This is a genomic window from Mycobacterium sp. NGS63 (assembly GCF_059812295.1).
Window position 1 is genome coordinate 688,272 of the sequence record NZ_JCALCJ010000003.1, and the last position, 14,801, is coordinate 703,072.

A 14,801-nucleotide genomic window follows, 5' to 3' on the forward strand; every position below is an offset into this window, starting at 1 on the left:
GTCAGGCTGGCCGGAAATCGACCCGGCTCAGGCTGCGGCGGCTGGGCACCGACGCCGGTGGCGCGGCGGTGAACCGCAAGATCAACACGATGCATTCCTCGGGGCGCGTCGCGGCCAGCCGCGCGAAATCGCTTTGCTGCTGCCGCAATTCGCCGGCGAAGGTGGGCGACATCTCCTCGAGGTCGGACGTGGTTTGCGCGTGCAGAAAGACCGGCGACAGCGGCTGCACGCTCAGGCCTTCGCGCTGGGCCAGGATCCACACCGCCTCGACGGCCGATCCGCCCCTGGCGTAGTCGCGAAGTTCGCCTCCGGTCACGGTGACGACCGCCAGCGCGGAGCTGGTGAGCACGCGGTCCCGCATGTCGTCGCCCAGCGCGCTGCCGGCGTCCCATTCGGCAAGCCGGGCCATGACCTCCGGGCGGCGCAACACCCCGAGCAATGCCAGGTCGCCGGCGTCGAGTTCGAGGGTGTGTACGTCGATGCCGGTGTCGGGGTCGGGATCCCCGGGCCAGCGCAGTTCCGAGATCATCTCCCGGTGCAGGTGCGGCGTCAGGTACCGGATGCGGTCGGCCGCAGCGAGAATCGCGGCCGCCGCCGCCAACTCGTCTTTGTCGGTGACCAGGTGCAGACGCGCCCCCTCGCGGTCGGCGGCCGCGGTGAGCAACTCGATCGTCTCGCCGCGCAGCGGTTCGGGCGTGCCGTGATGGCGGTTGGTCGCGCGCGCGAGCATCGGACCGTACAGCTCGGCAAGGGCGGGATCGTCGCCGCCATTGAACCGCATCGTCGCCCGCAGGGGGGACCCGTCGGCGTCTTCGGAGAAGCTCACCGGACCGAGCATCCGGCGGGCGGCGGCGGCGACCCTGACGTTGAACATGGCCGCGCCCAGCGCGACGGCGCTGCCCCGGAAACCGGAATCCATGGTCGAAGTGCGTTCGGGCGCAACGCTGATCGTGATCTGAGTGGGCTCCGCGACGATGCGCCACGGCTGGGAGTTCCCGCCGGAGGGCGCGCGGATCGCGGCGGCGACGATGGTGTCGGCGACGGTTCCGGGCGGCGGGCTGTCCGCCGTGGCGGGCGCCGGGTGGGCCATGTCGGGTTCCTCGAGTTGGTCGAGCGCGCCGCCGATGTCGATGCGGCACCGACCGGATCGCAGTTCTTCGCCCAGCCCGATGCGTCGCACGGCTTCGGCCAGCGCCGAGGCGCCCACGACGACGTCGGACGCCAACTGCGGCCAGGTCGACAGCGACCGATCGATCTCGATCAGCGACGCCGCCGCGCGGGGGGACAAGCGTTCGGCTTCCAGATGGCGAAGCATGTGCGGGATCTTTTCGCGGCTGGTCATGCCGGGCAGCAGCGCGATGTCCAGTTGCCCGAGTCCCCCGTGCAATATCGGGCGTTCGGGTTCGTGATCGAAGCGCTCGACGTCGACGATGCCGCGGTCGCTGGTGGCCATCAGCACGGGGATGCGCCGGGCGCGGGCCCCGATGCGCAGCAGCGCCTTCATGTCAAGCGAGTCGCACTCCTCGACGACGATGTCCAGTCCCTCGAGGAACGCGTCGACGGTGTCGGCGGTCAGTCCGGCGTCGAACACGTCGACCGGCAGGTAGGGGTCGAGCTCGGCGATCCTGCGCGCCGCCACGTGGGCCTTGTTGACGCCCAGGTCGAACACGGTGGCGGGCACGCGGTTCAGGTTCGACAGCTCGAGGTGGTCGAAGTCGGCCAGCCGCACACGGCCGGCCAGTCCCTGGGCGGCCAGCGTGTGGGCGATGACGTGGCCGACGCTGAGACCGGCGACCCCGATGTCGAGCTCGCCCAGCCGGTCTTGTTCCCGGATGGTGATGTTGTTTCGGTTGCGATCCAGCCGCAGCGCCCGAAAGCCGCGCGGGCCCAGGACCGCGACGACGGCGCGGCGCCACGGGTAGTAGGCCCACTTCGTCGGCTCGCCCAACAGGTCGGGGCCCGGCGGCGGGCGCAGCGCGCGCAGGCCCGAAAGTTGTGCGTCGCACTGGTCGAGGAACTCCACGCGGGGGTCCGCCCGCAACCGCTCCAGCTCGGCGCGGTCGTCGGCCCGGTCGACGTCCAAAATCCTTGCGCGATAAGCGTTTGCGTCGTTTGTCATGACGAGCGACGCCTCCGGACGCGGGCGCGGATAGGGGCGCCCGCAATCATGGTGAAGTGCAACGCGAGCGGGAATTCGTCGTCGAGAGAGCGGATTTCGGCTCCGCGAATGATCGTCGCCAACGCGAGCGTGACCTCGAGCATGGCGAAATGATCGCCGATGCACGAGCGGGGGCCGCCGCCGAACGGGATGTATTGCCAGCGATCGAGGGCCTTGAAATTCTCCGGACTGAACCGCTCTGGGTCGAACGTCAGCGGATCGTCCCACAACTTCGGATCGCGTTGCACGGCCATCCTTCCGACGACAAGCATGGTGCCCTTCGACACCAGATAGCCGCCCACTTCGACGTCCTGGCAGGCCATTCGGGTGCCGGTGGGCGCCGGCGGGCACAGGCGAAGCGCCTCCCGGATCACCTGGACGGTGTAGCCCAGCCGGGGGATGTCGTCGGGAGTCAGCGGGCGATCCGGAAGGCCCGCGACTTCCGCGGCGACGCGGTCCTGGTATTGCGGGTGGCGCCCCAGCTCCCACAGGGCATAGGTCAGCGTCGTCGCGGTGGTGTCGTGCCCGGCGAACAGGAAGATGATCAGCTCGTCGCAGATCTCCTCGTCGGACAACCGCTTTCCGGTTTCGGGATCCTCCGCGGCGATGAGCGCGTGCACCAGTGGAGCGACCCTCGTCGGGTCGGCGCGACACTCGCGCAGGATGTCCTGGGTCAGCCGGTGCAGCCGGGCGCTCGCCGCACGTGCGCGGCGCCGCGCGGGTGTCGGTAGCCAGCGCGGGGCGCGCAACGGGCGCGTCGCACGCTGGATCGCATACGTCAACGCGACCCGCAGTGGCTCGGCGACGTCGTCGGCCCGTTGCTCCAGGTCGAGCCCGAGCACCGATCGGCCCAGCGCCCGCAGCGTGAGGGTGCGGCACTCGGCGTCCAAGTCGATCTCGGCGCCGTCGGGCCACCCTTCGCGCACCGCCTGTGCCGCCTGCGCCATGTGACCGCCGAATTCGCCGACGCGCTTTTTGGTGAACACCGGCTGCAGGGTGCGGCGCCGCGACTTCCACGGCTCGTACGGAAGGACGGCCAGGTTGGCGCCGATGATCCGGCGCATCTGATCGAACACGGGCGTCGTCTTGTCCACCGACGCGTCCTTGGTGCTCAGAATGTCGCGGATGGCCCCCGGCGATGTCGCCAACACCATCGGGGGCATCAGCCGGCGCGGCCCCAGGGTGAAGAAGGTCACCGGCCCGCCGGCGTCACGCAGGCGCTCCATCCCCGTGCTGAATTCCTTCACCGCCCGCACGCGCTGGCGAAAGGGCATGGGGTTCGGCGGCGGCAGCGGCAACGAATTCAGCCCGTCCCCGACTGGCGCCTGAACCACGTCTGCCTCCTCGGATTTGGGTGGCGCGCCGCCGCCAACATGGCCGCGCGGGTGGAAGCTTACCGACCGCCGTGCGCGGCAAGAGCTCTCGCGCTGCCATGATCATGGACGACACGCTGACTCTGACGAAAGGTGCGGGGTGACAATTCGGCCGATGTGGCGGGTGCCCGGAATTGTTGTGCGCGAGCGGGTGCACCGCCCGGGGCGCGAGCGAACCCCGGAACCGATGGTGATGGACGACCCGGAGTCGGTGGCGCAGTTTCACGCCGGCGGCGGATCCAATCCCGGCATGCAGGGCGTGTACGACCTGTGTGCGCGCGGCCTCGACGCGCTGCTGCCGGCCGGCGGGCGGCTGCTGGACCTCGGCGTGGGCTCGGGCCGTGCGCTAAGCGCGGTCCTGCGCCGGCGTCCCGACGTTCGGGCGACCGCGGTGGATCTGGCGCCCAACATGTTGCGCACGGCGCGAGAGCTGTTCGACGCCGAGGGCCTGGGCGAGCGCGTCGAGCTGGTCGAGGCCGACATCACGGCGCTGCCCGAAAAGCTGGCAAACGGGGCGTGGGACGCGATTTCGTGCATGTGGACCCTGCACCAACTCCCGGATTTCGACGTCCTGCGCGGCGCCCTCGCCCAAATCGCCGCCGTGCAACGCCGGAGCGGGGCGGCGGTCTGGATCTCGGACTTCCAGCGGCTGCGGGACCCGGCGGCGTGTCCCAACATGCTGGTCTGCGTCGACCCCGACTCGCCCCCGATCCTGCGCCAGGACGCCGTCGCGAGCGAGGCCGCGGCGTTCACCATCCCGGAGCTTCGCCGCGAACTCGCGGCGTGCGGACTGCAGGGGATGCAGTCGGGCCATTCCAGGCCGCTGCCGTACCTGCAGGCGTATTGGATGTTCGGCGCGCGCGGCAAACCGAGCCCGTGGACCGGGCCTCGGCCCGCGACGTTGTCGGCCTCGGCCCGCCGCGAGGCCGCCCTGCTGCGCTGGGGGTTCACGGCCAAGCCGTTCTGAGTTCCGGCCAGCCTTCTGAGCAGCGCCGACGCGCCGAATCAGCGGGAAACCGATGCGTTGCGACACGGTCACGGATGCATACCTATCCGCTGATCACTGGTCACACGAGCCTCGTGAATCACTATCGTCACATAGGCCAACTGCGGACGTCAATGCGACGGCCTGCCACTGGAAAGGTGTGACATTGACGGCGATCCTGCGAGTCCTGTCGCTATCGGTGGTGTCGGTGACCGCCATCGGTTTTTTCGTTGCGATGGGCCCCGCGCCGTCGGCGAACGCCACGCCTTGCAGCGCCCCCGAGGCGAACGTGGATCCGCCGGCCGCCCCCCCGGCGATGCCCGCACCCCAGCCGGTCGTCCAGCCGCCGACGGGCCGCAGGCCCTCCCATACCAATGACAAGGCGCCGCTACCGAAGTTGGGCCCGCTGATCTCTTCGTTCCTCAAGCCGGGGGCCGGGGGCCAGCGATACGCCGCGCCGGTCCAGCCGCAGGCGGGGGTGGTCCCCCCGCCCGGACCCAACCCGCCCGCGCCGGGCGTCCCGCAGCTGGGGCCGAACGCGACCCCGCTACAGCCGAACGGGGCGGTTCCGCCGCAGCCGGCACCCCAGCCGGCACCGCAGCCGGCCCCGCCGCCGCCCGCCACGATCGCGGGCGCACCGACGTCGCTGGTCGACTGGGTGACCGGGACGGACGGACCGAACAAGACCCTGCAGCGCTTCGGCATCTCCGGGACCGACCTCGGGATCGCTTGGGACAACGGCGATCCCGCCAACCGCCAGGTCCTGATGGCCTTCGGTGACACGTTCGGCTATTGCAAGGTCAAGGGCCAGCAATGGCGCTACAACGTGCTGTTCCGCAGTTCGGACCACGATCTGTCGCATGGAATCCACATCGCCGACGGCGTGCCCAACGACCGGTACTCGGGCTCGCCGGTGTGGACGACCGGGCTTTCCAAGCAGGTCGTCAACACCATCCACAAGGCGCCGCACGAGACGGGCATCATCCCGACCGCGGCGATCTCCCTCGGGCGAACCCAGTACATGAGCTACATGTCCATCCGGCAGTGGGGCCGCGACGGTGAGTGGCAGACGAACTACTCGGCGATCGCGAGATCCGTTGACAACGGCCAGAACTGGGGAATCTTCCCCAGTACCATTCGCACGGCCTCGGCGGATGCGATCCCGGGGGTCGCGTTCACCCCGGGCAACGAGAACTTCCAGATGGGCGCGTTCATGAAGGGCAACGACGGCTATCTCTACCAGTTCGGGACCCCGTCGGGGCGCGGCGGCGCGGCGTTCCTGTCCCGGGTTCCCCCGAACTATCTGCCGGACCTGAGCAAGTACCAGTACTGGAACGGTGACAACGGCGGGCACTGGGTGGCGGCCAATCCCGGTGCGGCGACGCCGCTTTGGCCGGGACCGGTGGGCGAGATGTCGGCGCAGTACAACAGCTACCTCAAGCAGTACCTGGTGCTCTACACCAACGGCGGCAGCAACGACGTGGTGGCGCGCACGGCGCCGACTCCCACGGGACCCTGGAGCGGGGAGCAACCGCTCGTGTCGTCGTTCCAGATGCCCGGTGGCATCTACGCGCCGATGATCCATCCGTGGTCGTCGGGGCGAGACCTGTACTTCAACCTGTCGCTGTGGTCGGCATACGACGTGATGCTGATGCACACCGTGCTGCCGTAGGGTTCAGCCGGACGACCCCGGAATGCGCGGTGGCGCATCATGAGTGCGACCGCGTTGCGCGCCAGCGTGTTTGGGTGCTCGCGCTACGGGGCGGCGCCCCCGCCGACAGGGCTGTGCCGCCACCGCCTGACGCCCGCGTCAATTAAAAGGCTGAATCCAGCGATCTTTCCGAAGTTCGGATAAGACACCTCGGCAGTGCTATGAACTTAGGCATGGGGGCCGAGAGAGGTGACGACCTTGCGCGACACGGGCGTTACTCCGGTTGCGGTCATCGGCATGGGGTGCCGGCTTCCGGGACGCATCGATACCCCTGATCTGTTGTGGGAGGCGTTGCTTCGCGGCGATGATCTGATCACCGAGGTGCCCGCCGACCGCTGGGACGTTGACGAGTACTACGACCCCGAACCGGGCGTGCCCGGTCGATCGGTGTGCAAGTGGGGCGCATTCCTCGATGACGTCGCTGGATTCGATTCCGAGTTCTTCGGGATCACCGACAAAGAAGCGACCGCAATGGATCCGCAACACCGCTTGCTCTTGGCGGCCTCCTGGGAGGCGATGGAGCACGGCGGTTTCACCAAGGCCGACCTGGCCAACGCGCGCACCGGAGTGTTCGTCGGGTTGATGCACGGCGACTACCAATTCGTCCACGCCGACGCTGAGGTCTTGGCGGGCCCGTACGGATACCTGGGCAACAGTTTCGCAATGGGATCCGGGCGAATCGCCTACGCCATGGGACTGCATGGCCCGGCGATGACGGTCGATACCGCATGCTCGTCTGGCCTGGTCGCCATCCACCTGGCCTGCCGGAGCCTGCACGAGGGCGAAAGCGATATCGCGCTGGCGGGTGGCGCTTCGGTCATGCTCGAACCCCGCAAGGCCGCCTCGGGGTCCGCCATAGGCATGTTGTCCGCGACAGGTCGCTGCCACGCGTTCGACGTCGGGGCGGACGGCTTCGTGGCCGGCGAGGGCTGCGTCGTGGTGCTGCTCAAACGGTTACCGGATGCGCTGGCCGACCACGACCGGGTCCTCGCCGTGATACGCGGGACGGCCGTCAATCAGGATGGCCACACCGTGAACATCGTGACCCCGTCGCGTTCCGCACAGGTCGAGGTGTATCGGTCTGCCTTGGCCGCGGCGGGCGTGGACCCCGGCAGCGTCGGGATGGTGGAGGCGCACGGTCCCGGCACCCCCGTCGGTGACCCGATCGAATACGCAAGTCTCGCCGAGGTGTACGGCCTCGACAGCCCTTGCGCGCTCGCGTCGGTGAAGACGAATTTTGGGCACACCCAGTCGGCTGCCGGGGCGCTGGGACTGATGAAAGCGGTGCTGGCCCTGCAACATGGCATGGTTCCGCGCAATCTCCACTTCACCCAGCTACCTGATGAACTCGCCGAGATCGACACCAATCTGTTTGTGCCGCAGTCGACCACGCCGTGGCCCAGCGCCGGCCGCCAAGCGCCGCGCCGGGCGGCGGTGTCGTCGTACGGGTTCTCGGGAACCAACGTTCACGCCATCCTGGAGCAAGCGCCCGAGGCGGCCGAACCGGGCGGCGCGCTACCCACCCCGGCCGGTGGCGGCCGGCTGATGTTCCCGCTGTCCGCCACTTCGGCCGACGGATTGCGGCAAACCGCCGGGCGCATTGCCGGCTGGGTCGAGGCGCACGCGGCGCAGGTGACGCCAACGGATCTCGCGTACACGCTCGGCCGCCGCCGTGAGCACCGCCCGGTGCGCACGGCGGTCTTCGCCGACACTCTCGAGGAGTTGGCCGACCGCTTGCGCGAGGTCGCCGATGGCGACTTTCCGTACCAGCCCGCGGTGGGGCGAGACGATCGAGGACCGGTTTGGCTCTTCTCCGGTCAAGGCTCGCAATGGGCGGCGATGGGCGCCGAGCTGCTCGCGACCGAGGCGGCGTTCGCCGCAGCCGTCGCTGAAGTCGAGGCGCTGATCGCCCAGGAGTCCGGGTTCTCGGTAACCGAGGCGATCTCAGCGCCCGAGACGGTGACGGGCATCGAGCGGATTCAGCCCGCGCTGTTCACCATGCAGGTGGCACTGGCCGCCACGATGACGTCGTACGGGGTGCGGCCGGGCGCGGTGATCGGACACTCGATGGGTGAGGCCGCGGCGGCGGTCGTGGCGGGGGCGCTTTCGCTGGAAGACGGGGTGCGGGTGATCTGCCGCCGGTCCCGGTTGATGTCCACCATCGCCGGTTCCGGGGCCATGGCTTCGGTGGAATTGCCTGCCCAGCAAGTGCTTTCGGAACTGATGGCACGTGGCATCGACGACGTCGTGGTGGCCGTGGTGGCATCACCTCAGTCCACGGTGATCGGCGGTGTCGCCGAAACGGTGCGCGATCTCGTCGCGACGTGGGAACAGCGCGAGGTGCTGGCCCGGGAGGTGGCGGTTGACGTCGCATCCCACTCTCCGCAAGTCGACCCGATCCTCGACGAACTGACCGATGCGCTGGCCGAGCTCGACCCCATGACCCCGCAGGTTCCCTTCTACTCTTCGACCATGTTCGACCCGCGAGACGAGCTCGAGTGCGATGCCTGGTACTGGGCGGACAACCTGCGTCACACGGTGCGGTTCGCCGCGTCGGTCCAGGCGGCGCTGGAGGACGGCTACCGGGTCTTCGCCGAGTTGGCGCCCCACCCGTTGCTCATCCACGCTGCCGAGCAGACCGCGGACAGTCTCGGGATTCCGCTGTCCGCCGTCCCCGCCATGCGCCGCGAGCAAGAGATGCCGCACGGGCTGGGCGGCTTCCTGGCGGATCTTTTCACCGCCGGCGCCGCGATCGATTTCTCGCTGCTGCATCCCCGGGGTCGACTGGTGGACGCGCCGCTACCGACCTGGAGTAACCGGCCGCTGCTGCTGGACCGCGGCGATCAGCAGTCGCCCTCCCACGGAGCCCGCACGGTTGCGGTGCATCCGCTTATGGGCGTGCACGTGCAATTGCAGGAGGAGCCGGAACAGCATGTCTGGCAGGGTGAAGTCGGCACCGCAGCCCAACCTTGGCTCAGCGACTACCGGCTGCACGAAGCGGCCGCCCTTCCCGCGGCCGCCTATTGCGAAATGGCATTGACCGCGGCCCGCACCGTCCTTGGCGAAGGCGCCGAATTGTGCGATCTCCGCATCGAGCAGACGTTGCTGCTCGACGAAGAGACCACGCTGGGCGCGGTCGCGTCGCTGGAGACGTCCGGTGTCTTCGCGTTCGCCGTCGAGACGCTCCAAGGCGGGAAACACACGCGGTGGGCGACCGCGGTCCTGCGTGCCGTCGGAGATGAAGATCCACCGCCGGACCTCGACATCACCGATCTGTTGGCGGCTCATCCGCGGCGGGTGGACGGTGCCGAGGTGCGCAAGTGGTTCGAAGAGCGCGGGTGCCGATTTGGTTCCGCCTTCACCGCTTTGGCGTGCGTACACACCGCCGAGGGCACCGACGAGACGGTGCTGGCCGAGGTCGAGTTGCCGCGGCTGCTTCGTTCCCAGCAGGCCGGCTACGGCGTGCACCCGGCGTTGCTGTCTGCCTGTTTCCAGTCGGTGGAAGCCCATCCCGCCGTGGAGCAGGTCGCAAACGGCAGCATGTTGTCGCCCCAGGGTGTGCGCCGGCTGCGTGCCTACGGATCCCTCCGCGGCGCTCGCTACTGCCTCACTCGGGTGACCGCCGCCGACACCACATGCGTGGGAGCTGACCTCGACATCGTCGACGAGCATGGGGCCGTTCTGCTCACGGTGCGCGGGCTTGAGATGGGCATCCCTCAAGTCAGCGGACGCGAACGCGTGCTCAGCGAGCGGCTACTGACCATTGACTGGCAACAGCGAGATCTGCCCGACGAAAGCTACGCGGACCCGGGGGCGTGGCTGCTGATCGCCACGTCCAGCACCGCGGACGTGACGGCAACCAAGCTGGCTGAGGCCATGAAACTCCGTGGCGCACAATGTACATCGATGCTTTGGGCGCCGACAGCAGAGGCAGTGCCAGACGCCTCCGAGCTCAAGGATTACCTGGGCTCCAACGTGTACGACGGAGTGGTCGTCCTCACCGGGCCGAACGGAAACGGGAACGACGAGTGCGCGGTTCGTGGCAGTGAGCACGTACGGCATCTGGTCGGGATCGCCCGCGAGCTACCGGACGTCCCCGTCGAACCTCCGCGCCTGTACGTCGTGACCAGGGGTGCCCAGGCGGTGCTCGCCGGTGAGTCGGTCAACCTGGAACAGGCGGGCTTGCGCGGCGTGATTCGCGTGATCGGCAACGAACACCCGCAGTTGCGTGCCACCCAGATCGACGTCGACGAGGACACCGACGTCGAGTGCCTGGCGCGTCAATTGCTGGAGCAGTCCGACGAAGACGAGACCGCCTGGCGCGACGGCCTCTGGTACACAGCGCGCCTCACCGCCGCTCCGCTGCGTCCCGAGGAGCGGCGAACCACCGTCGTGGATCGTGCGCAGGACGGTGTCGGCCTGCAGATCCGCACGCCCGGCGACCTGGACACCATAGAACTGGCGGCGTTCGAGCGCGTGCCGCCCGGGCCTGGGGAGATCGAGGTCGCGGTGACCGTGTCCGGCATGAATTTCCCCGACGTCCTGACCGCGCTCGAGCGATGCGCCGGTCTCGAGGGGATCCCGCCACGGCTCGGTACGGATTTCGTCGGAGTGGTCGCCGCGGTCGGCCCCGGCGTCACCACCCATCAGGTCGGCGACCGCGTCGGCGGTCTTTCCGGAAACGGCGCGTGGGCAACGTTTCTCACGTGCGACGCGCGCGTCGCCGTCACGCTTCCGCCGGGGCTGACCGATGAGCAGGCGGCGGCGACGAGCACCGCGCACGCGCTCGCCTGGTATGGGTTACAAGACCAGGCCAGGATTGCCCGCGGCGACCGGGTGCTGATTCACTCCGCCACCGGCGCCGTGGGGCAGGCCGCGATCGCGATCGCCCGCGCCGCGGGAGCCGAGATTTTCGCGACCGCCGGCACCCAGCAGCGTCGGAAACTCCTGCGGGACATGGGCATTGAGCACGTCTACGACTCGCGCAACACAGATTTCGCCGAGTTGATCCGCCGCGACACCGACGGATACGGCGTTGACATCGTGCTCAATTCGCTGACGGGCGAAGCGCAACGGGCCGGGCTGGAGCTGCTGGCCCCGGGCGGACGATTCGTGGAGATCGCCAAGCGCGACGCCAACGCCAGCAACCGGCTCCACTCGGAACCCGTCCGCCGCAACGTCGCTTTGCACTACGTCGATCTGGGGCTGCTGGCGGAAAGCCACCCGCACCGGGTGGGCGACCTGCTGGGCACGGTGTACCGGCTGGTCGCCGACGGTGAGTTGCCGCTGGCCCAGAGCGTCCGCTACCCCCTGTGCGACGCGGCTGACGCTATTCGTCTGATGGACTCCGCAGAGCACACGGGAAAGCTTCTGCTCGACATCCCTCGCGCCGGGCACAGTAGCGTCGTCGTACCGCCCGAACAGGCAAGGGTTTTCCGGCGCGACGGCTCCTACATCATCAGCGGCGGCTTGGGTGGGCTTGGGTTGTTCCTCGCCGAGAAGATGACCGCATCGGGCTGCGGACGCATCGTGCTCACCTCTCGCTCCCAGCCGAATCAAAAGGTGCTGGACACCATCGAGCTCATCCGGGCGATGGGCGGCGACATCGTCGTCGAGGCCGGCGACATCGCCGCAGCCGGTACCGCCGACCGGTTGGTGGCGGTCGCGACCGCGACCGGGCTCCCGTTGCGCGGGGTGCTGCACGGGGCGGCGGTGGCCGAGGACGCCACCGTGTCCAACATGACCGACGAGGTCATTGACCACAACTGGGCGCCCAAGGCCCACGGCGCGTGGAACCTGCACCGGGCCACGCACGGGCAGCCACTGGATTGGTTCTGCTCGTTCTCCTCGGCGGCCGCCCTGGTGGGCGCCCCGGGTCACTGCGCGTACGCCGCCGCCAACAGCTGGCTGGACGGCTTTGCCCTGTGGCGGCGGGCGCAAGGCCTGCCGGCAACCACGATCGCGTGGTCAGCCTGGTCCGAGATCGGCCTCACCACGGCGGCCGCCGTGGAAACCACGATCGCACCGGACGAAGGCGCCTACGCGTTCGAGGCGCTGCTGCGCCATGACCGCGGCTACACCGGGTACGCGCCGGTGACCAGCACGCCCTGGCTCACCGCGCTCGCGCAACGCTCCAAGTTCGCCGAACAGTTTCGGGACCAGGACGAAAGCTCATCGGGTGCAAGTGAATTCCTTGCCGAGTTGCGCGAACTGCCGAGGGAGGAATGGCTCACCCGGCTGCGTCGTCTGGTTTCGGACAAGCTCAGCAAGATCCTGCGTCGCGCACTCGATCCGGATCGCCCGCTGTCCGAATATGGCCTCGACTCGCTCGCCAATCTCGAACTGCGTAATTACCTCAAGGAGGAAGTGGGCATACGCATTACCCCCAGCCACATCTCCACGGTCAACGGTTTGGCGGGGGCACTTTACGAATATTTGACGGTGGACGCCGCGCACGCCGATGTCGATCCCCACGCGTCCGTCCGAATCAGCCGGCTGAAGTCGTCCTCGGAGACCGAACTCGATGCGGCCACCACGGATTCGGGGGCCGGCTAGCGGCCGCAGGGCGAGCCGCAGGGCGAGCCAATGAAGTAGTCAACTACGCGTGACCCCGCGCGGCATCGCGGAAAACGATGTAGCGATGAAGCTCAACCTTGCACCGCCCGCCCAGGCGACCCGCGTCGGCGAATGGGACAACCTCGAAGGGGGCCTCCGGGCATTCGACGGACCCGAGTGGCGAATCAACGACATCACCGGCCACGGCCGACGCGCCGACATCGTGATATCCGTGATCGGCCTCCAATACGCCGATGGGCACGCCTTCCGCGAGATCATCATCGACTGCCCCGACACCCCGATCATCCGGTCGGCCGATGCCCGGAAGTTGGCCCGAGCCTTGATCGCGGCGGCCGACTCGGCCGAAAACTGACACTCCGCGGCCTCACCGAGCGCCTGACCTGCGTGATTACCAGATGATGGCATCATGACAGCATGCATCGTGCTGCTATGGTGCAGGCGTGCGGACTACGGTGACACTCGACCCCGATGTGGTCGCTGCCTTGCGGCGCGCGGCGCATGATCAGGGAAGCTCGTTCAAGGCGGTACTCAACGATGCCGTGCGCCGCGGCTTGAGTGGCGAACCCACCCGGCCGCGCTACCGCACGCCAAGCCGCGACATGGGACTCCGTGCGGAATTCGATATCGACAAGGCGTTAGCGCTGGCCGCAGTCGATGAAGACGCAGAGATATTGCGGAAGCTTGCGCTGCGCAAATGAGGCTGCTCGATCTGAACATCCTGGTGTATGCGCTCGACGAGTCATCGCTACGCCATGAGGCGGCACGGGCCTGGCTCGACGAGACCGCATCCCCGGCCTGTATTCGTACCTGACCGAGCGCGAGCAGCGCGACCACGATCAGCCGGACCCGCGACTCAACCTGACGTGCACGCCCGAGCAGTGGGACGAAGCGTGCGCACCGGCCCGATTCCAGCCGCCCCCGGCATGCTGGCCGACCTGCTCGCCGGTAAGCCGGTGATCATCCCGACGTGGACGCTGCGCGGTCAGAGGTTCGGTGCAGTGGCGCAACGGATTCCATGGCTACGGAACGCCACAGATGTCAGGGTGTACGCCGACGACGGGATAACGGCGGCTTAGTCGACGTCGCGAATGCTCGAATGCGACCCGCTGAGTCGCAGGAAGTGCATCGGACTCCCCGTTTGGTTGATCGGCTGAAACCCGATGGTGTCTAGCTCTTCCAAGATATAGTCCGGCTCGTTCGTCGTGTCGATGAATGCCCACCGACCACCCGCCGTTCCTGCGGCGTGCTCCATGTCGATTAGAGCGTCGATGATGAGCAGGGCCGGGATCGGTATGTCGAATACTTCGCCGCCGCTTGCGGTCTGTTGAAGTGATTCGCGGGCGGCCCTTCGGTTGACGCCGATCTTGGCGATCAGATAGCCGCTCAATGCCCCGCCGGTGTGGCCGGAGATTCGTGTGGCTTTGTCTGGCACCAGCCTATATGGCGTCAGCGAGTAGAAGCCGTACACGTAGGGCGACTGGCTATCACACCACACCCAAGTGGCGCACGTTCCGTCGCGCTGAAGGCGCTTTGCTTGGCTGGCTAGCCAGGTATCGATGTCTGAGCGGCCACAGTCAAGGTGGCCAAGCTCGTGAGCTGCTGTGAGGGGTTCGGTTACGAAGTCAGCGGTCACGTCGCTGTTCATGGGCGGTCTGTTGGCGAGCCTCATAGACCGGCGCGTAGCGTTCAGAGATCGTCTTGCCGACTTCCTCAAGGTAGGCGGCTGACGCCTCTACCTCAGGTTCGGCGCGGCTGAACAGCGGCATTGTGGTCTCCCTCTCGTGGCGTCAGTCAAAGGTATCCGACCGACCTGTGAGCGTCCACAGCGGACTCTCCACGCCAAGATAACGATTTCGGTGACGCCGCGATTCCAATTCGCCCACAGCGAAGCGCTGGCAAGTGCTGGTGATCGCGAGCAACCATCACATGATGATCGCAAGAACAAGGCTTCCTCGTGGCCCGAAACCGCCTCTGAACTGCGGTTTCCCACCTGTGCCC

Annotated in this window: 9 protein-coding genes; 5 read left to right on the forward strand and 4 right to left on the reverse strand. The window is 68.0% G+C overall.

The features are described 5' to 3' along the window. Position 1: 1 nt before the first annotated feature. Both AC5Y4Z_RS10375 and AC5Y4Z_RS10380 read right to left on the reverse strand, forming a co-directional pair. Complete coding sequence (locus tag AC5Y4Z_RS10375; RefSeq protein WP_499963241.1) at positions 2–2,119, reverse strand: Rv1355c family protein; 2,118 nt, start codon at positions 2,117–2,119, stop codon at positions 2–4. Next, positions 2,116–3,492, reverse strand: coding sequence for a cytochrome P450 (locus AC5Y4Z_RS10380; RefSeq protein WP_499963243.1), 1,377 nt, complete (start codon positions 3,490–3,492; stop codon positions 2,116–2,118). Before AC5Y4Z_RS10380 ends, AC5Y4Z_RS10375 begins: the two co-directional genes overlap by 4 nt. A gap of 154 nt (positions 3,493–3,646) precedes the next feature. On the opposite strand from AC5Y4Z_RS10380, the gene AC5Y4Z_RS10385 reads away from it, so the two are divergent. From AC5Y4Z_RS10385 to AC5Y4Z_RS10405, 5 genes are all read left to right on the forward strand, one after another. After that, a complete protein-coding gene (locus tag AC5Y4Z_RS10385) occupies positions 3,647–4,498 on the forward strand; it encodes a class I SAM-dependent methyltransferase (RefSeq protein ID WP_499963246.1) in 852 nt (283 codons plus the stop codon). A gap of 184 nt (positions 4,499–4,682) precedes the next feature. Next, positions 4,683–6,188, forward strand: a complete 1,506-nt coding sequence (locus AC5Y4Z_RS10390) for a glycoside hydrolase family 183 protein (protein ID WP_499963248.1) — start codon at positions 4,683–4,685, stop codon at positions 6,186–6,188. Between the two features lie 276 nt (positions 6,189–6,464). Next, positions 6,465–12,782, forward strand: coding sequence for a sulfolipid-1 biosynthesis phthioceranic/hydroxyphthioceranic acid synthase (gene pks2, locus AC5Y4Z_RS10395; RefSeq protein ID WP_499963352.1), 6,318 nt, complete (start codon positions 6,465–6,467; stop codon positions 12,780–12,782). Positions 12,783–12,831: 49 nt separating this feature from the next. After that, on the forward strand, positions 12,832–13,155 hold the full coding sequence (locus AC5Y4Z_RS10400; protein WP_499963250.1) for a hypothetical protein: 324 nt from the start codon (positions 12,832–12,834) through the stop codon (positions 13,153–13,155). A gap of 88 nt (positions 13,156–13,243) precedes the next feature. Further along, complete coding sequence (locus AC5Y4Z_RS10405) at positions 13,244–13,501, forward strand: ribbon-helix-helix domain-containing protein (RefSeq protein ID WP_499963252.1); 258 nt, start codon at positions 13,244–13,246, stop codon at positions 13,499–13,501. Positions 13,502–13,875: 374 nt separating this feature from the next. On the opposite strand, the gene AC5Y4Z_RS10410 is transcribed toward AC5Y4Z_RS10405, so the two are convergent. After that, on the reverse strand, positions 13,876–14,448 hold the full coding sequence (locus tag AC5Y4Z_RS10410) for a hypothetical protein (RefSeq protein ID WP_499963254.1): 573 nt from the start codon (positions 14,446–14,448) through the stop codon (positions 13,876–13,878). After that, entirely contained in the window at positions 14,426–14,569 is a 144-nt protein-coding gene (locus tag AC5Y4Z_RS10415; RefSeq protein ID WP_499963256.1) for a hypothetical protein, read from the reverse strand. The genes AC5Y4Z_RS10410 and AC5Y4Z_RS10415 overlap by 23 nt, the downstream gene beginning before the upstream one ends. Positions 14,570–14,801 lie beyond the last annotated feature (232 nt).